At 38.6% G+C, this 17059-nt stretch carries 25 protein-coding genes and 3 pseudogenes; 12 read left to right on the top strand and 16 right to left on the bottom strand.

Translation table 11 applies throughout. From position 1 onward, the window contains the following. Positions 1-13: 13 nt before the first annotated feature. Positions 14-572 (top strand): annotated as a pseudogene (locus tag HCUR_RS07960) (transposase family protein); the annotation flags it as partial. Positions 573-813: 241 nt separating this feature from the next. Here HCUR_RS07960 and HCUR_RS09945 read toward each other — a convergent pair. Continuing rightward, on the bottom strand, positions 814-960 hold the full coding sequence (locus HCUR_RS09945) for a hypothetical protein (RefSeq protein ID WP_243397318.1): 147 nt from the start codon (positions 958-960) through the stop codon (positions 814-816). A gap of 294 nt (positions 961-1254) precedes the next feature. Here HCUR_RS09945 and HCUR_RS07275 point away from each other — a divergent pair, with 294 nt between their 5' ends. The 3 genes from HCUR_RS07275 to HCUR_RS07265 all read left to right on the top strand — a co-directional run bounded on the left by HCUR_RS07275 (position 1255) and on the right by HCUR_RS07265 (position 2260). Further along, positions 1255-1473 (top strand): YbaK/EbsC family protein, encoded by a 219-nt coding sequence (locus HCUR_RS07275; RefSeq protein ID WP_104207410.1) that lies wholly within the window; start codon positions 1255-1257, stop codon positions 1471-1473. 158 nt (positions 1474-1631) lie between these two features. Further along, complete coding sequence (locus HCUR_RS07270; RefSeq protein WP_104207409.1) at positions 1632-2006, top strand: alanyl-tRNA editing protein; 375 nt, start codon at positions 1632-1634, stop codon at positions 2004-2006. Positions 2007-2029: 23 nt separating this feature from the next. Further along, positions 2030-2260, top strand: coding sequence for a DUF2000 family protein (locus HCUR_RS07265; protein ID WP_104207408.1), 231 nt, complete (start codon positions 2030-2032; stop codon positions 2258-2260). 201 nt (positions 2261-2461) lie between these two features. Here the strand turns inward: HCUR_RS07265 and HCUR_RS08880 are convergent, their stop codons facing one another. Further along, positions 2462-2635 (bottom strand): hypothetical protein, encoded by a 174-nt coding sequence (locus HCUR_RS08880; RefSeq protein ID WP_207760990.1) that lies wholly within the window; start codon positions 2633-2635, stop codon positions 2462-2464. A 10-nt stretch (positions 2636-2645) separates the two neighbouring features. On the opposite strand from HCUR_RS08880, the gene HCUR_RS09340 reads away from it, so the two are divergent. The 8 genes and pseudogenes from HCUR_RS09340 to HCUR_RS07235 all read left to right on the top strand — a co-directional run bounded on the left by HCUR_RS09340 (position 2646) and on the right by HCUR_RS07235 (position 6538). Then, complete coding sequence (locus HCUR_RS09340) at positions 2646-2957, top strand: hypothetical protein (RefSeq protein ID WP_207760989.1); 312 nt, start codon at positions 2646-2648, stop codon at positions 2955-2957. 36 nt (positions 2958-2993) lie between these two features. Then, a complete protein-coding gene (locus tag HCUR_RS09335) occupies positions 2994-3536 on the top strand; it encodes a contractile injection system protein, VgrG/Pvc8 family (RefSeq protein WP_207760988.1) in 543 nt (180 codons plus the stop codon). A gap of 158 nt (positions 3537-3694) precedes the next feature. Beyond that, complete coding sequence (locus HCUR_RS07255) at positions 3695-4183, top strand: glycosyl hydrolase 108 family protein (RefSeq protein WP_104207407.1); 489 nt, start codon at positions 3695-3697, stop codon at positions 4181-4183. Between the two features lie 12 nt (positions 4184-4195). After that, positions 4196-4387, top strand: a pseudogene (locus HCUR_RS07250) (putative peptidoglycan-binding domain-containing protein); the annotation flags it as partial. A 21-nt stretch (positions 4388-4408) separates the two neighbouring features. Further along, positions 4409-4600, top strand: a complete 192-nt coding sequence (locus tag HCUR_RS07245) for a hypothetical protein (RefSeq protein ID WP_104207405.1) — start codon at positions 4409-4411, stop codon at positions 4598-4600. A gap of 6 nt (positions 4601-4606) precedes the next feature. Beyond that, entirely contained in the window at positions 4607-4813 is a 207-nt protein-coding gene (locus HCUR_RS07240) for a hypothetical protein (protein WP_104207404.1), read from the top strand. Next, complete coding sequence (locus HCUR_RS08875; RefSeq protein ID WP_165780862.1) at positions 4800-4973, top strand: hypothetical protein; 174 nt, start codon at positions 4800-4802, stop codon at positions 4971-4973. The genes HCUR_RS07240 and HCUR_RS08875 overlap by 14 nt, the downstream gene beginning before the upstream one ends. Before the next feature lie 170 nt (positions 4974-5143). After that, the gene (locus tag HCUR_RS07235; RefSeq protein ID WP_207760987.1) at positions 5144-6538 is read left to right on the top strand and encodes an ATP-binding cassette domain-containing protein; all 1395 of its coding nucleotides are present in this window, start codon (positions 5144-5146) and stop codon (positions 6536-6538) included. On the opposite strand, the gene HCUR_RS07230 is transcribed toward HCUR_RS07235, so the two are convergent. The 14 genes and pseudogenes from HCUR_RS07230 to HCUR_RS07165 form a co-directional block, all read right to left on the bottom strand. After that, positions 6531-7316 (bottom strand): GNAT family N-acetyltransferase, encoded by a 786-nt coding sequence (locus HCUR_RS07230; protein WP_207760986.1) that lies wholly within the window; start codon positions 7314-7316, stop codon positions 6531-6533. The genes HCUR_RS07235 and HCUR_RS07230 overlap by 8 nt on opposite strands. Before the next feature lie 5 nt (positions 7317-7321). Then, a complete protein-coding gene (locus HCUR_RS07225; RefSeq protein WP_104207402.1) occupies positions 7322-7891 on the bottom strand; it encodes an AAA family ATPase in 570 nt (189 codons plus the stop codon). After that, a complete protein-coding gene (blaOXA, locus tag HCUR_RS07220) occupies positions 7888-8682 on the bottom strand; it encodes a class D beta-lactamase (RefSeq protein ID WP_104207401.1) in 795 nt (264 codons plus the stop codon). Before blaOXA (HCUR_RS07220) ends, HCUR_RS07225 begins: the two co-directional genes overlap by 4 nt. Before the next feature lie 2 nt (positions 8683-8684). Then, positions 8685-9494 (bottom strand): class D beta-lactamase, encoded by an 810-nt coding sequence (gene blaOXA, locus HCUR_RS07215; protein WP_104207400.1) that lies wholly within the window; start codon positions 9492-9494, stop codon positions 8685-8687. A gap of 82 nt (positions 9495-9576) precedes the next feature. After that, a complete protein-coding gene (locus HCUR_RS07210; RefSeq protein ID WP_207760985.1) occupies positions 9577-10299 on the bottom strand; it encodes a cyclase family protein in 723 nt (240 codons plus the stop codon). A 7-nt stretch (positions 10300-10306) separates the two neighbouring features. Further along, positions 10307-12043 carry an ABC transporter ATP-binding protein gene (locus tag HCUR_RS07205; RefSeq protein WP_104207415.1) on the bottom strand — a complete coding sequence of 579 codons (1737 nt, stop codon included), beginning with the start codon at positions 12041-12043 and terminating at the stop codon, positions 10307-10309. A gap of 8 nt (positions 12044-12051) precedes the next feature. After that, the gene (locus HCUR_RS07200) at positions 12052-12582 is read right to left on the bottom strand and encodes a GNAT family N-acetyltransferase (protein ID WP_104207398.1); all 531 of its coding nucleotides are present in this window, start codon (positions 12580-12582) and stop codon (positions 12052-12054) included. A gap of 64 nt (positions 12583-12646) precedes the next feature. Next, positions 12647-12955 carry a MazG nucleotide pyrophosphohydrolase domain-containing protein gene (locus HCUR_RS07195; protein WP_104207397.1) on the bottom strand — a complete coding sequence of 103 codons (309 nt, stop codon included), beginning with the start codon at positions 12953-12955 and terminating at the stop codon, positions 12647-12649. Then, positions 12952-13740: an endonuclease/exonuclease/phosphatase family protein gene (locus HCUR_RS07190; RefSeq protein WP_104207396.1), complete on the bottom strand. Its 789-nt coding sequence runs from the start codon at positions 13738-13740 to the stop codon at positions 12952-12954. The genes HCUR_RS07195 and HCUR_RS07190 overlap by 4 nt, the downstream gene beginning before the upstream one ends. Continuing rightward, positions 13741-14154, bottom strand: a complete 414-nt coding sequence (locus HCUR_RS07185; RefSeq protein WP_104207395.1) for a carboxymuconolactone decarboxylase family protein — start codon at positions 14152-14154, stop codon at positions 13741-13743. An 11-nt stretch (positions 14155-14165) separates the two neighbouring features. Further along, a pseudogene (locus HCUR_RS07180) lies at positions 14166-14411 on the bottom strand (tryptophan--tRNA ligase); the annotation flags it as partial. Beyond that, a complete protein-coding gene (locus HCUR_RS07175; protein WP_129591975.1) occupies positions 14408-14686 on the bottom strand; it encodes a hypothetical protein in 279 nt (92 codons plus the stop codon). The gene HCUR_RS07175 and the pseudogene HCUR_RS07180, both read right to left, overlap by 4 nt. A gap of 197 nt (positions 14687-14883) precedes the next feature. Continuing rightward, positions 14884-15135 carry a GNAT family N-acetyltransferase gene (locus HCUR_RS07170; RefSeq protein WP_243397315.1) on the bottom strand — a complete coding sequence of 84 codons (252 nt, stop codon included), beginning with the start codon at positions 15133-15135 and terminating at the stop codon, positions 14884-14886. 151 nt (positions 15136-15286) lie between these two features. Beyond that, positions 15287-17053, bottom strand: a complete 1767-nt coding sequence (locus tag HCUR_RS07165) for an ABC transporter ATP-binding protein (protein WP_104207393.1) — start codon at positions 17051-17053, stop codon at positions 15287-15289. Positions 17054-17059: the final 6 nt, after the last annotated feature.

Below are 17059 nucleotides of genomic sequence, written 5' to 3'. Positions count from 1 at the left end.
ATGATACGATTAAAAATGGATAGAGAGAACGCTTATCAAGCACTCTGATTTTGCTTTGCCAGGTAAGAAAGCGCTTTTGAAACGTGATATGAATGATGAAGGGGGGTTAATAGATGCAACAGAACCCCCAATAGAGCGCCCAAAAAAGACAAAAGCATGACTACTCAGGGAAAAAGAAAAGACACCCCTTAAACACTCAAGGTGTAGTAACTCAAGAAGGTATATGCACGGCTTTTTCAAAGGGCAAGCGTCATGATTTCAGGGGTTTTAAAGAATCAAAAACTCCTATTCATTCTAAAATTAAGGGTATTACGGATACAGGATATCAAGGCTTCAAAACACTCCATAGTAGAACTGACATTCCAAAAAAGAAGGGTAAGAAAAATCCGCTAACGCAAGAAGAAAAAAGAAAAAATAGAAAACTTTCCAGTGAGCGGATAATAAATGAAAATGGTATTGGGATGCTCAAACGCTTCAAGATCATCTCTGATACATACAGAAACAGGCGTAACAGATTTGGACTGAGATTCACGCTCATTGCAGGGGTCTATACCATGGAATTAAAAAAATGAGAGTTTCCGAAGGGGTCTATTGCATCATATTGTGGAAGACAGCAGGTAGAGATGACATATTGCGATACCCATGTGCTTTATTTGAACAAAAACGTAAGTCTTCGTGCTGTCTAACAAGATGTCACGTGCTATTTATGAATAGCTCTATCTCACCGCTTGCAACCATAACATGTGCAACGACACCTTATTGATGAGGGGGTGACATCTGCTCGCATCCAGGAAGTAACTCTATAATAAAAACTTAAAAATCTAAAGATTTTCCATAAGCAAATATCGGCATCACCCTGATCTTATCATCTTTTGTATGCATTTGTTTCAAATGGCTACTACGATGAATAAAGTTAGGATCACTTGGCGTTAAGTCCTTTACAAAAGAAGCAAATGACACATCAAAACCGCGTGCTATTTTCCAAAGTGTTGAAATAGTGGTACTTGAGTCACTTCTCTCAATTTTCCCAAGTATGGCTTTACTAATCCCTGTTTTTTGGCTGGAAACGTCTAAACTCCAGCCACGCTGGCTACGCAGCGTTCTTAAAGTGCATGGTATATTTTCAGCTAAATTATCTAAGATACTGACCTAATTCAAATGCATAAAAGACTTGTATATTATAACGCACAAAATGTAAAGGTTAAAATTAGAGTAAAAAAAATAAACCAACTACTAAAAAAAAGTGCCTAGACTGTGCAAACAGCGTTAGATAAGATAGGCGTAATATGCAAAGTTTTAGAATTTTCAAGTAGCACAAGAATAGCAAGTGATGCTGCTTCAAACATTGATTGCGCTATTTTTAAAATTATAAAATCACTTGTTTTTAAAATAAAAAGCACCGAAAAACCCATTCTAGTATTGGCATCAGGTTCAAATAAAGTAAATGAAAAGCAAATAAAATTTCATGTATGAGAAATTATCGTTAAAGTTGATTCTGATTTTTTTTCAGGAAAACAACAGTTTTTGCTATTGGAAAGTCATGAAAATTTATTACACCCCTCCAGATGATCATAAACTGAATAAAAATGATATAGAAGGTCGTCATTAATTGGGATAGACGCTACAAGTTAATGCGCCTGCATTTTGCAGCTGAAGTTGTTTTAGAGTTAGTGTGTCAGAAATTCCCAAATATAAATAAAGTGGGCGCACACATCTCTCAAGACAAAGCGCGTATTGATTTTGCTTGGGATGGCAGCATATCCCCTATACTGATCGATATTCAAAATTCTGCTCAAGCGATCATCGATTCAAATCAACCGATCATCAGCGCTTTTAGCCACGGGAGCCCTGAAAGAAGATATTGGAAAATCAATGAATTTTCATCCCTGCTTTGTGGTGGTACGCATATTAAAAAGACTGGAAAAATAGGCGAAATAAGATTGAAAAGAATAAATCCTGGTAAAAGCATTGAACGAATGAAAATTTTTTTCAAGATCAATTTTTAAATGATCATGGAGAAAAAAGGACTATTGAAAATAAACTTGTCATCGTAGTCAATAAAGACGTTGATGTAGGTATAGCCATGAATGCCGTTGCCCATGCTTCTTTTTCGATTGGAGCTTTGCTCGGCGAGGATACTTATTTCTTTCAATCTAATATTGATGCAAGGGGTAATGGCTGGAAAGTATCTGGCATGTCTTACATTGTTCTTCGGGGAAAATCAAACCCAATCAAGCAAGCGATTTTAGCTGAAAAGTAAGCGGATATTACCCAACTCGTCTTTGTGGATAGCATGACGGGTGGTACCTATTTAGAGAAGATTGATAATATCGCTAAAAAACATTAAAATGAGCACGCGTATTATGCGGGCGTACTTTTTGGTCCTTATGATACTGTTTCTCAAATTACTAAAAGATTTTCGTTATACAAGTGAGTCTAGCCCCTTCAGCCCAAACATTTCTTATTGCTCTGACCAAAGCACCGGTACGTTATTCATCAAATCAACTAATTTTGAATGCCTGGGCTGTTCGTTAGATAAAATAGCCTCTTTCAGTTTGGGTTCCAAAAAATTTAAGCGCAAGATCAGCTGAGCATATTTGGCGGTAACATCATATCGCTCGCATAATTCTTTCATGCCACTCCACTTGCCGGATTTTAACATTTGGGCTCAAGGTAATCTCATCACAGGCCTCATCAAACAAAGGCTCATATCACTTCGTATCACTGATGAAGCGGGCATTACCAGCGACAGCGTGGAAATTTGTTTGGATGATCGTGACTCCCTTATTGAAATGCCTTCATCAGGCAGCAAATTACAAGTGCATTTGGGCTATATTGAAACGGGGCTTGTCTCTATGGGGCTTTATATTGTTGATGAAGTTACCCTTGAGGACCACCCCCAAGTCATGAAGATTAAAGGCCATGCTGCTGATTTAAAAGCCTCTTTTAAGTCATAAAAAACCGATGAGTGGCATCAAAAAACTATCGGTGATTTGGTTAATACCATCGCCTCTAAACATGGTTATCAACCGCGTGTTGCATCACAATTTGCCAGCATAAAACTGCCACATGTTGATCAAACTGCCGAAAGTGATATGCATTTACTGACAAGATTAGCCCAATTGCATGGCGCTATTGCCAAACCCGCCAATGGATTTTTGTTATTTGTCCCAGAAGGTAAGGCTAAATCGTTTACTGGACAATTAATTGGTGGCGGAACCTTAAGCCTTGATGAAATTTCAAGTTGGCGCATGACTTTTGCGGAGCGCGATCAACATAACTCCGTAGCTTCCTATTGGCATGATCCTGACAAAGCCGAACCCATAGAAGAAAAAGCAGGAGATGGAGATCCCGTCCACACACTGTGTGAAGTCTACCCCAATTTAGGGTTCGCAAAGGCTGCAACGGAAGCAAAACTCGAACGCCTGACCCGTGGCACACAAATCTTGAATATAACCTTAGCTGGTCGTCCGGAGTTAGTAGCGGAATCCAAAATTTACTTATCGGGGTTTCGTTCCGGAATTCTGAGCGACTAGAGAATAACATGTGCCGAGCACACGTTAGATAGTAGCGGTTATCACACCACTATTGATGCTTCACGTGATTTTGAGGGGGATACGGATGACCAATAAAACGAATATGCGGGCGTTATGGGAAGTGGGATCGCAAAGTTCTCATAGGCCTTGTTGTTGCGATGATTTTACAAACACTCACCGCTATATGGTGGGCAGCAAAACTTGATTCACGGGTTGTGATGCAGGAGGAATGGTTTCAGAAAAACCAGCAGCTTGCAGAAAAAGTCTTTCGGCTGGAAGAGCGTATTATCTCCCTCCATAAAGAACTTAATGATTTGGAGGCAAGAATATCAGCCATGGCAAATAAAAACACACTACCAATAACCGATGAACGCTTTGAACATGCCGTGAGCTTTATATTAGATCATGAAGGCGGCTACATCAACGACATCGATGATGACGGCGGTCAAACTAAATTCGGAATCTCAAAACGTATTTATTCTGATCTTGATATCAATGCGTTAACAGTTGAGCAAGCCAAGGCTATCTATAAACGCGATTTCTGGGACCCTCAGCTTTATAAAGATATTAAAGACGTGAACTTAGCGACCAAAGTTTTTGATCGAGCTGTGAATATGGGATCAAACTGGGCGCATAGACTTGTCTAACGAGCTTTAAAATCTACAGGGCAAGATATTGCTGAGGATGGTGTGTTAGGCCCCATGACTTTAGCGGCCATTAATAAGGCTGATCTTAGCGACTTGCTTGTAGCCTTGAAATCAGAAGCTGCCGGATATTACCGAACCCTTGCAGCAACCAAACCCAAACGAGCAAAGTTCCTCAAAGGGTGGCTGAAGCGAGCTTATGCATAAACTTTAATAGGGAGAAAATCTATGAAACCAGCAATAAAAACCACTGAATTTTGGGCAACCTTAATCGGCAGCAGCGCTGTTGCAGGTGCCTCAGAACTAGGGCTCAATCTCAACGAAGCTTCAGTTGCGAGCATTGCAGCCATGGTCATTACCTATGTTGTGAGGCGGGTGATGAACAAAAATACCCAAGCCAAAATTGATCAGAAGTTTTGAAACGTGATGCCCCTTTGGTTATCAGCGCTACTGCAACCGTTTTTAGCTTATATGCTTGGCAAAGAGCAGCTAAGACGCAAGCAAGCAGAAGAAAATTTAGAGCTTCAAGAGTCTTATGAAAAACTGGATGAACAAAATAAATCTTATCGTGATCGGGGTAAGCCTGGTCTTCTTGAGCGGCTGCGCAGATCTCGGGAGAGTGCCGACAAGTAATTGCCCAGAAGCGCCCCATTACACTCAAGAAGAATGGCATAAGATCGAAGAATCGGTTGCTGCATTACCCGAGCAAAGCCCGCTTATTCCTGTACTGCAGGATTATATGGATCTACTCGATAAGCTAAAAATTGCAAATCAAGCTGAACAAGGTTATTGACTTCTTGGGCCAAAACATATATTATATACACATATAGTTTATCAGAGGTTTTACGCGAACATGAAAATTATTCTCTAAAATTGCCCTTGTTTTTAGGGCGCAGCACAACAAAAGCCACCTGCTTATTGTTGTCACTATAGTCTTAAAAATGACCTTTTAGAGAGCACATCATGATGCATAAACCCATTCAAATTAAAGATCTCGATCTGTCTTTTCCCCACAAAACTTGCTTTGAGAATTTTAGCTGTCAAATCCCTTATGGCAGTCGCATTGCTATCATCGGCAGAAACGGTAGCGGTAAATCCAGCTTGCTAAAAATGATCGCTTTACTTTGTGGTGAAGACGTGGTTGTTGGCTATGTTCCACAAGTGATTATTGATCATACTGACTTAAGCGGTGGGCAACGCTTAAATAAAGCGGTGACAGAAGCATTAAGCCTTGCACCCAATGTTTTGCTACTTGATGAGCCCACCAATCATTTAGACAGACATAATCGTAAAAGCCTAATGCGTATGCTGCAATCATATCCTGGCACACTCATTATCGTGTCTCATGATACTGAGTTGCTTAGAAATTGTATTGATACTTTATGGCATATCGATAATGGGAACATCCGTGTATTCAAGGGCGCTTATGATGATTATATCCATGAATTACGCGGTCGCAGAGCTTCTATAGAGCAAGAATTAGCACGTCTCGATCGACAAAAGAAAGACATGCATCACGATTTAATGAAAGAGCAAAAACGAGCTGCTAAAAGCAAAGCCAAGGGTGAAAAAAGCATCCATCAAAGAAAATGGCCCACTGTCGTAAGTAATGCCAAAGCTAGTAGAGCTGAAGAAACGTCAGGTCATAAAAAATCGGCCATCGATCATAAAAAGCAGGATTTAACTGAGCGACTTTCAAATATGCGCCTGCCTGAAATTATTATGCCTAAATTCTCGCTAAATAGTTCAGATATTGGTGATCGAACAATTGTATCCATCAGTGATGGGAGCATTGGGTATGCGGAACAAGAGCCTCTGCTTCAAAAAATCAGTCTATCGATAAGCTCAAGAGATCGTATCGCTATACAAGGTGATAATGCCAGCGGTAAGTCAACGCTGATTAAGGCGATCTTGGATGATGTCTGTGTTATAAAATCTGGCAACTGGTATGCGCCTAAGATCAGCGATATTGGGTATTTGGATCAGCATTACGGTACCTTGTCTGCTGAAAAGACAGTATTGGAAACAATTGCTGAGCTAGTGCCAACCTGGACTCACATTGAAGTACGGCGCCATTTGAACGATTTTCTATTTCGTAAGAATGAAGAGGTTAACAGCCTCGTTGCTCAGCTTTCAGGTGGTGAAAAAGCAAGACTTACGCTAGCCCAAATTGCAGCTAAAACACCAACACTTCTGATCTTGGATGAGGTCACCAATAACCTTGATCTTGAAACCAGAGGACATGTGATTGAGGTTTTAAAAAATTATCTTGGCGCTATGATGGTCATATCGCATGATGCTGATTTTCTCGAAGAAATTGGGATTAATGAGGTAGTAGATGTTCAGAATTTTACATAGGATAATCATTGTTTTTAAGCCAATTCACCAAATTTTTGCATACAACGTTACCACAATCTGGAACAAGTAAGGTGTAATAGCTATCAATTTCAAAACCCATCTTCAGGCCAGTACTTAGAGAGGCTCTGTTATCTACATTACAACTCCACTCCGGGATTATTTGCGATTTTTCACATTCGTTAATTAAATGAGAGACAATGAGCGCTGCATAGCCTTTGTTTCTATGATCAGGAGAGGTGATAACGCCTATTTCAGCATAGCCACCACCGCTGCTTGCGTATGCCTCACTGACAACACTCGAGCCTTTGCATAGAGCGTAACCGATACCATAGCGTAAAAAATTTTCATCTGACCCATACAGTTCAGATCGCTCTTTATACCAAGTACATTGTTTAAAAAGCTCGATTGATTTGATGGGCTTAATTTCGAGTTTAGGATTTGGTGAAATAATTTGAATTGGTTTTTGCAGTGTAAGTGAGCTACGCAAATGAAAATTCCAACCATGATTTAAAAACAGTGGATGATATTTAGCCTGACAATACAGCATTGGGAACTCCAGCCCTCCAACAAGAGATACGACCTCAGTCACATCTTCATCTGTTAGATCGCCTGCAATAAATACAAATGGATCTGGACAATTCTCCATAACCAAAATGGCATTAGATGGTAATTCAAATATTTTACCGGTTTTTTGTTGTTCAATAATCCCCCAAAGGATTCCTTGATTAGGGAAGGTTTTGAATTCTTCAAGCATTCCTTTATCTACAATTTTATCCAAGTGTTTTAACATACGGTTTGCCCCAAAATAAATTCACATCTCTGTGTAACCGTCAGCCCTTTGGGCACTATCATGATGTCAAAGCCACACTCTTTATAAACATCCAGGTGAATCTGCTCAAAAATCAAAGCATCTTCATAGCTAATTTTTCTGGCATCAGTATGCTCGATAAAACCTAAGTTCTCAAAAAAGAAGACTTTGTTCTGATAAATCTCGGCTTTTAAACATCGGTTAATTTCATCAAGCAATACAGGCGAAGGCGTAAACTCAATATTTTTGTGGTAAGATAAATATTTACCAAGCGCGTAAGTGCAAAAGGGGGAGCGGTCGTAAAACTGTAGATCTCCAGTAGCGTTCATCTGCCGCTTTTTCTGCATACGAGTAATTTGATTTACAAATTCAGGCTCTTCCCATGGCGCATCGCAGCCCTTAGCTTGCTCTTGGCTGATGACATCAGTTGCAGCTTCATGAATGACAGTATGGCCTAATTTTTCGAATTCGATGATGCTCGATGTTTTTCCGCTGCCAGGAGTGCCGGTGAAGATGAAGCGTTTTATCTGTGCTGGATTATTCATTTTTCAAGCTCGTTAATGAGATACCAAAGCTTATTTAAAGCTTCATTTCTAGCTCTAAATGATGCAAAAATATTTTGTTTTTCATCATCTGTGATGTGACTCGCAAATACAATTTTTCGATTGCCTTTTTCGATATAGCCAACAAACCACCCATGCTGCAGATCCGTTTTATTGCCATCTTTGTCAAACTGAGCGCCATTACCTGTTTTACCATAGAGCTTCCAACCACCAGCCATTTCTTGGATAAACATAATTTTCTTGGTTTTATCGTAACTTGCGCTACTTATAGGAAGTTTGCGATCTACTACTTTTTGCAAAAAATCTACTTGTCCTTCAGGTGATATTTTTAATGAGCTTGAAACCCAAGCCTGTGTCAAGCCGTTGTTTTGATCTTTGTCGCCTGAAAGGTCCATATTTCCATAAGAAAATTTTGTCACATAATCTTGAAATTTTTTCATCCCAAGCTTCTTGGTTAAAATCCGTGAATACCATAAGCAGCTATCTCGCAGCCAAGTTCTTGGATTGTGGTCTTCCTTGCAAACATTGATATAAGGATCTTCCCCATCCGGTAACGACCACGACGGGTGTATTTCATCTTTTAGGATACCAGAATCAAATCCCATTAAACTTAAAGCAATTTTAAAGGTGGATTGAGGCCCATAGCTTGTAGTGCAATCACCCTCATTTTTTAAAACCTTACTGTTTTCTTTTGCAAGAAAGCATTGCTGGTTTGCCCATGCAGGCCCGGCGCATAGAATGATAGAGCACAAAAATAAAACACTTTTCTTCATACTTAACCATTTTTTGAATTTTCAATTTGCTCAATTAACTGTAGCAATTTCTCTTTGACCTGTTCTTTAGCGCGAGGACCGGCATGCTTTTCTTCTTTTTTATCGTCCACTATATGATTAACAAAAATAATTTTCTTATCGCCTTTTGCAATCCAGCCGATAAACCAACCATGCTTTATCTCACGGTTTTGGGTTCTATCTTTATTTAATACGTAACCACTTCCTGTTTTTCCGTATAGCTTCCAACCATGAGGAAGGTCTTCAACATAAACAATATTTCGTGTCATACTTTGGGCATGGGTGCTGACTGGTAGTTTATTTGAAAGCAATTTTTCCAAAAAGACCACCTGTTCCTCTGGTGATATTTCCAAAGAGCTAGAAAGCCATGCATTAGTAAGTCCATTGTCTTGGCCCTTGTCGCCTGAAAGGTCAGTATTTCCGTAATTAAATTTGTTCACATAATTTTGAAATTTTTTCATTCCAAGGTGTTTTGTCAAAACTTGGCTATACCAAACACAGGATTCTTTTATCCAACTTTTTGGAGTTTGATCTTGTTTCCAAGCATCGCGAAAGTCATCATAGCCTTCTTTAAAGGGCCATACAGGATGCATTTCATCTTTTAAAATACCAGCATTATACCCCATGAGAGCCAAAGCTATTTTAAAAGTTGAACAAGGAGAGTAACGTATCTTACAATCCCCTTCGCATTTAATAACAACACTGTCGTCCTTGGCTATAAAACAGCTTCCAACAGCAAATGCAGTGTTTGCGGATACGATAAGTGAACATAACACTAAAATAACTTTTTTCATAAATTTTACCTTTCTAAAAATATTATTTAAAGTTATACACGAAAATATTACGAAAATGAATACGTTAAATCTCAATTTTATTTTACTCTCTTTCAATCAATCCCACGAGTCTTACCGGTGCTTCGGTACCGTAGTTAATTTTAATGGGCATGACCATAACAAAGCTTCCGGTCGGTGGCATACTACCCAGATTTGCTACATTTTCTAGGATTACCTTATCCGCACCCAAAAAGGTTTTATGAACCTTAAAGCCATCCTCAGGGCGATCGGGCGAAAGCGTATCAATGCCAAGAGCACTCACGCCTCGTTCAAGTAAAAGTGATGCGGCTTCAGAGGATACGGACGGAAATACATGCTTGTTATGGTATTTTAAAGGTGTGTTCCAAAATTTGCTCCAGCCGGTTCTAACCATCACACATGAGCTTTTTGCGATCTTTGCATACTTGCTTTCAAAATCCACAATATCTTTTACGCTTAAGGAATAACGTTCATGGCATTTACCTGCAACATCAATCACCACGCACGGCATGATCAAATCATTTACATCAAAATCATGGATGAATCTCCCGCCAGGAATACAGTGGCTTGGCGCATCCATATGCGTGCCTATCCCCGCATGCATTTTGACTTTCATAACACGGAATTTATCTTCGCCCTGGCAATCAGAATAATCTATATGTATATCATGATTAAACCCGCACCCACCATTCCAGGTAGGGATAGCGCGATCCAGTACGTGGCTTAGATCAATGAGTTTATAGGGGAAAATCATAGAACTTGTTTCGATTGTATTTTTCATATTCATGATCAAATTACATGCTAAGTTGCATATTGTATAAATTAGAATAGGCTCCACCCAGAGCTATTAAATCAGCATGAGTGCCTTGCTCAACAATTCCACTATCAAGTAAGACTAAAATCCTTTGTGCATGCCTTACTGTTGACAAACGATGCGCAATAACAATGGTTGTACGGTTAGTCGCTAATTTTTCCAATGCATTTTGTACAGCTTTTTCACTTTCATTATCCAGAGAACTGGTTGCTTCATCAAAAATAATGATAGGTGGATTTTTTAAGAAAACACGTGCGATACTTAATCTTTGCTTCTGTCCTCCTGACAACTTGACTCCCCTTTGTCCGATATCTGTGTCGTATCCATTATGTAGCGCCATAATAAAATCATGCGCATTTGCTTGTTTTGCGGTTTCAATGATTTCTTCATTACTTGCGTTTGGCCTACCATAGCGAATGTTTTCTAGCACTGTCCCTGCAAACAGATAAGTATCTTGTTGTACAATGCCTATATTTTTTCTTAATGATCGTTTCGTAATATGCTTAATGTCATGACCTTCTATTAAAATTTCACCATTGTTAGCTTCATAAAATCTAGGAATCAAGAAACATAAAGTTGTTTTTCGGACGCCTGAAGGCCCAACTAAAGCAATATATTTACCAGATTGAATGTTAAGAGATAAATTATTCAATACATGATTGTAATCTTCCTTATATTTGAAGCTTACATTTTTAAACTCTATATTTCCCTGAACATTCGTTAACTCTCTAGCATTAGGGCTATCTTTTATATCAGGCTCCACCTCTAAAATTTCCATAAATCTTTCAAAGCCAGTTAGCCCTTCTTGATACAACCGGATAAAATTGCCAAGCCTTTTTATTGATTCGATCAGTATGCCAATATAAAGTAGAAATGTTAGTAAATCAGCCAAATCTAAAGTTTTCTTTACAATGCTGGCAGCACCGAATATAACAACAACAATCATCATAAGATGCGTGAATGTTTCCAGGCCGCTATAAAAATAAGCCTCACTCTTATATCCATCTTTTCTACTGTTTATAAATGCTTGGTTTGCGAATGAAAATTTATTCTTTTCAATTTCTTCATTAGTAAATGATTTAACAACCCTAATACCAGAAAGAGAGTCCTCTACTTGGACGTTAATATTGCCAATCTTGTCTCTACTTTTTCTTAAGGCAGCATGCATTTTATTGCTAAAGTAATATCCGTATACCCCCATAATTGGAAGAAAACTCAGTGCAACTAATGCTAATTTAATGTTAATACAGAGCAGAATAATAAATGCGCCAATAAAATTTAGCACAGGTATAACAATATCCTCGGGGCCATGGTGGTACAATTCTGAAATATCAAAAGAATCATTTGAGATTCTAGTCATTAATTCGCCAGTTCTATGCTCATCATAAAAATTGAAAGAAAGCTTTTGATAATGCTCAAATAATTCATTACGCATATCACCTTCCATCAAAGCGCCCATTATATGCCCCTTATAACTCACAAATGCTTCACATATTGTGTAAATCGCAAGTAGAGTAAGCATTAGTCCGCCCATGAAATAAATATCATTCAGAGCATTTGGAGTCTCAACTTCTAGTAAATTTTTAGTGATATATCTGAAGCATAATGGCAGTGCCAGCGTAATGATCGAAACAATAGCAGCGCAAGCCATATCAGCATAAAATAACCTCATATAAGGCTTGTAATATGAAAAAAATTTTTTTATTCGTTTGTTCATAACCCCTCTCACCTCAATTTCTTCGTAAACCACAGCACCAAGTCATCATCAAGCGGATAGCTATTGACAGGTATTGCTGGTTGGTAATTGTATGTAACGCCTTTGCCGTCAGGGATATATCCGCACTTTACATAAAGTCTTTGGGCTGGTCTATATTCACCATCTGCGCCTGCATATAGGCCAACACCGATGCCAACACTTTGACTTTTAGTTAGCGCTTCTTTTTCAGCACGATCAAGTAGTAAAGAGCCAACACCTATTTTTCGCATACAAGGTGATACGTTTAAATCCATAATCTCCGGGATGTTTTGTGCTTTAAATGACGGATATTGTGATTGCCATTTTAAGGTTATGTAACCTGCGAATTCGCCCTTGAAGTGAGCCACCCAAACGAGCCGAGCGCCTAGCTCTTGTTCATTCAAATATCCCTCAAAAAGCGATTCCGGTTTATTCCAGCCAATTTGGTTAAAAGCCTCAGAGATAGATAGTATATGATCTGCAGCAAGTGAAACGATACTATATTCTTGTGGAAATATCATATAAATGCTCTATCTTCTTTACCTCTCTCCAAAGGCTCAGCATCAAATCAATACTCTGTCCCTGTCAATTCTCCAATCCTTTCTGTTTTGTTAATTCTTTTAATAACTGCGTCCGTCTAGAAAACTTAACATTTGTTTTGCTAATAGTTTCCTCAACATCAAATCCAGCGAAAACGCACAGAGAGATCACACTATGCAATAGGTCACCTATTTCTTCTTGCAGTCTTTCTTTATTAGAGCCTTGATCAATCTTCTCACGCACTTCCCGACATTCATCAATAATTTGATCTAATATCATAAAATGATCTGGCCAATCGAACCCAAATTTGCGAGCATCTTGCTCGAGCGCTATGAGCTTTGATAAGTGATTCATAATTCTTCCCTGATTTTGGCCATTTCATTCCCATCTGCAATTGTAAAATCAATTTGCAATGCCGCATGATCAGATATTTCTTCTCGCAAAACCTGAAAATTTTGAACATCGACGTTTTTAGAGGTATAGATATAATCTGCAAATCTTTCTGCACCAGGATAAAAAGAAGTTCTGGTGGATTGAACCACATTTATTTTAATATGATCATCCATCCCTTGGGATAAAATTTCCAGACTTTTTGTATCTGGCTTTAAATTAAAATCTCCGCATAAGATCTTATGTTCATTTATAGAATCTAAGAAATGTTTTATTTTAAGCGATTGATCAATTCTCTGGGCGCTATCTCCTTTACCCATGCCATTCCACAGCCCATGCACATTTATCACGGTGAATCTTTGACGACTATATTCAATTTTTGCATATTGCAATATTCTAGAGTGAGTTGGGCCAATACCTATGTAATTATCATTAGCATGGATAATGCGCTCCCCTTCTTCTATTACAAGCAAATGCTTTTTGACAAACATAGCGATACCATATATTCCTTGTACTACAGGCCTAAAATATCCGGTATGATTTGGCAATAAACTCTGAATTTCGGAAAATGTATCAAGATTAACATATCTTGTTTCATTGGTAGTTTTTGCTTTTGCTTTGCAATACACCTCTTGAAAGCAGAAAATATCAATATCTTGTTTTGATTTTACAAAATTAAACAGGGGCTCTTCAACATGTCCACCCCATATGTTTAATGTTATTAATTTTAATGAATTTGCACTGTTCATCTACTCGTCTCTCATACTGATTGCCAAGCGGTTGAAGGTATGCATCAGAGAAATACAGATCGTAATATCGACAATTTCTCTTTCGCTGAAATGTTTTGAAAGTTCTGTGCGCTGAACCTTTTTATTGCCATCAAGATTGGTTAAAGATTCTGCCCATTTTAATGCCTCTTTTTCGGCGTCAGAAAATAAGCTTGATATAGTGAACTCAGGTAGGCTCTCAATTTTATCTTTGCTAACTTCCAGCTTTAACGCTTCATTTCGGTGCAAATTACAGCAATAATCACAACCATTGATTTGAGATACACTCAATTTTATTAAAGCTTTTAATTCAGCCGCTAACGGTGGATCATGCAAGCTTCTATATCCTGCATATAAATGGCCTATTGTATCTTTTGAAATTTTTGCATAATCCATAAACTTATCTCCTGTATTAAAATTGTTGTAATTTCTGGATCAGTACCAACGCTCAAGTAATCCTTTGCTACCTCAAAAACATTTTCAGTGATTTTTCCTGGGTCTTCAAAGTTATCAGTAAGCGCTTGAACATCAGCGATCATAACGTATTGCTCAAATTCATGCTGTAACTTTACTCTATTCTGCAAAGAGCCAATATAATGACCTAAATGTAATTTGACGGTCGGTCTATCGCCGGTTAATATTCTCTTTTTCATTTTGCAACCTTCAAATATTGATACGTAAACGTGAGTGCCCGTCCTATAAAATAGCCAGAAAATAATCCACTTATTACACTTTCAATAATAGAGTATTTAAGAAACAAGTCTGGATCTGTCGACTTTAAATAGCCAAAATAATATTTAACAATAAAAAAGGAAAACAATACTATAAGCGTTCCATAACCCCCTGGCACTTCAATTGAACATTCTTTTTTTATAACCTTTAATGTATTTCCTGTGTTTATAAAGAAGCTTGCTATGCTGCCTCCCATAATTATGAGACAAAATACCAGAGCATCATCTGAAAGAAGCGTTTTATACTGAATGGTCAGCAATATTAATGGAATGATAAAGAGCTTGGATAGATAAATAACCCTCGTTTTTATACTCTTAATGCCTACAAACAATAACTCGCATAATATAGCTCAGACGTATAATGGCGTTCCTTCAATGATGTGTACAAATTCATTCATAACTCTTTCCTCATAAAATGGCAGCTAGAACTGTGCGTATAGCCCGTTCTCTCGAAATCTACTATGTACCCCAATTTTTCATAGAACGCTTTGGCTCCCTGAAAGCTCATTGTGGCAACAGTTGCCATAGAACATCCTGACTTACGGCCATAATCATGAACCGCTTCCATCAATTGATGTGCTAAACCTTTCTTGCGAGACCCTGGATGTACCCACAATTGATCCGTATAAATGCTGCCGAAAATCAAACTCCCATTGCAGCCTGCTATGATTTGATTATATTTTATCGCGCAAAAAAAGCAAACGGATGAGCTTCGCCAAATTCAGGTGTCTCTTGATTGATTCTCTGGGTGAGAAAATCGATGTCTTCACTTGCAGGGGTAGATGTGTATTGAATATTTACTGAAGCTTTCGTGCCTCATCCTCCATTTGATCGTCACTCACAAATCCACCAACCTGAGCATCCCACAGATTTCTGTATAACCCATTATTGGCAAGCAATTCGGCATGGGTGCCATCTTCCACAATTACGCCTTGATCAAATACGATGATGCGATCCATGTGCAAGAGTGTTGATAAGCGATGGGCAATGACGATTGTGGTTTTGTTTTGCATCAACTCCCATAGGGATTCTTGGATCAAGCTTTCAGTAACAGAATCAAGTTGGCTCGTTGCTTCATCAAGGATAAGGATTGGGGCGTTCTTCAAGATAGCTCTAGCTATCGCGATGCATTGACGCTGACCACCGGAAAGTTTAACGCCTCGTTCGCCAACGAGTGAGTCATAACTTTGTGGCAACGTGGAAATAAACTCATGGGCATGAGCTTTTTTAGTAGCTTCGATCACTTCTTCATCGGTGCTATCTGCTCGGCCGTAACGAATATTTTCCATCAAGCTTCTATGGAACAAGGATGGATCTTGCGGAATTATAGCAATATTTTCTCGCAACGAGTCTTGAGTTACATCTCTAATATCCTGACCATCAATCAAAATGGCGCCATCCGTCACATCATAAAGGCGCAGGATCAAATTGACGAATGTTGACTTGCCGCCACCGAAATAGCCTACAAGGCCAACTTTCTGACCGGCTTTAATTTCGATAGATTTATTCTGAAAAAGAGGCTCAGTGCCCTTGTAATGGAATGTGACTTGATCAAAAGCTATTTTGCCTTGTCTGCAATTTAAGGCCGTGGCGTTTGGCTTATCTGAATGCGTAATTTCGCTTGTTTCTAGCAAAGCTATTGCTTGATCAACCGCACCCCAATTAGCTATAAAATCCCTTAGCATATGTGAGAGTTGATAGAGGGTATTAATGATGTTGAAGTTGGTCATAATAACCAGCGCAAAATCACCAGGACTCACAATCCCTTTTTGATAACCGAATATAAGTGCACTTAGGAAAGCAAGTGCATAAAGCGAAGTGAGAATCCCTAGAAAGCCATATAACCAGGTGTGATAAAAACCTCCTTTTTCAGCTATATCAACAAAAGGTTTTTGTAGTTTGAAAAATCGTCCTTGTTCAAAAGTTCTGGCTGCAAAAAGCTTCACGCTCATCATATTGCCAAGATAATCTGCGGCCAGGCCAATTATTTTAGATTTTTCCTCGGCATATTCTTTATTGAGCCGTATGCTTTTCTTCATGGAAAATAAGGTAATCACAAAAAATAATAAAACCCAAGCGCCCATACTTAAGGCAAAAACAGGCGCCACCGAAGCGAGCAAACCTATTGAGATGAGTATTAACAGAATGAAATACATAAACGGGTTAATGATCGTGAAGATCAGATGCGGCAAGTATTGAAATGCATCATTTATTTTCGAAGTCAAAGAGCCAGAAAGCTGATTTTGAAAAAAGCTGTACGGATATTCATATAGCTTTGTCATAAAGTGTTCCGCCACATTTAATCGAAACTTAGCTGTATATTTTGTGATGCAATAGTCACTCATCGTCCATACACTCACCAACATAAATTGAAGTAAGGCATAGAATATGAATACAACCCATAGATTTCCCTGCTCAGCTCCCGAGACAATATTAATAAACAGCTTCACTAAAAGTGGCTTTAAGGTATTATCCACGGTGATCAAGCACATGGCTAAAAAGATGCCAAACACATACTTTTTATAGGGCCCTATATTTGCGATGATGAATTTAAGTACGCGCATAAAATT

Origin of the sequence: Holospora curviuscula (genome assembly GCF_002930195.1) — a bacterium.
Taxonomy (GTDB): Bacteria; Pseudomonadota; Alphaproteobacteria; order Holosporales; family Holosporaceae; genus Holospora; species Holospora curviuscula.
Note: the sequence above shows the minus strand (reverse complement) of the source record. Positions and strands in the feature narration are given on the sequence as shown.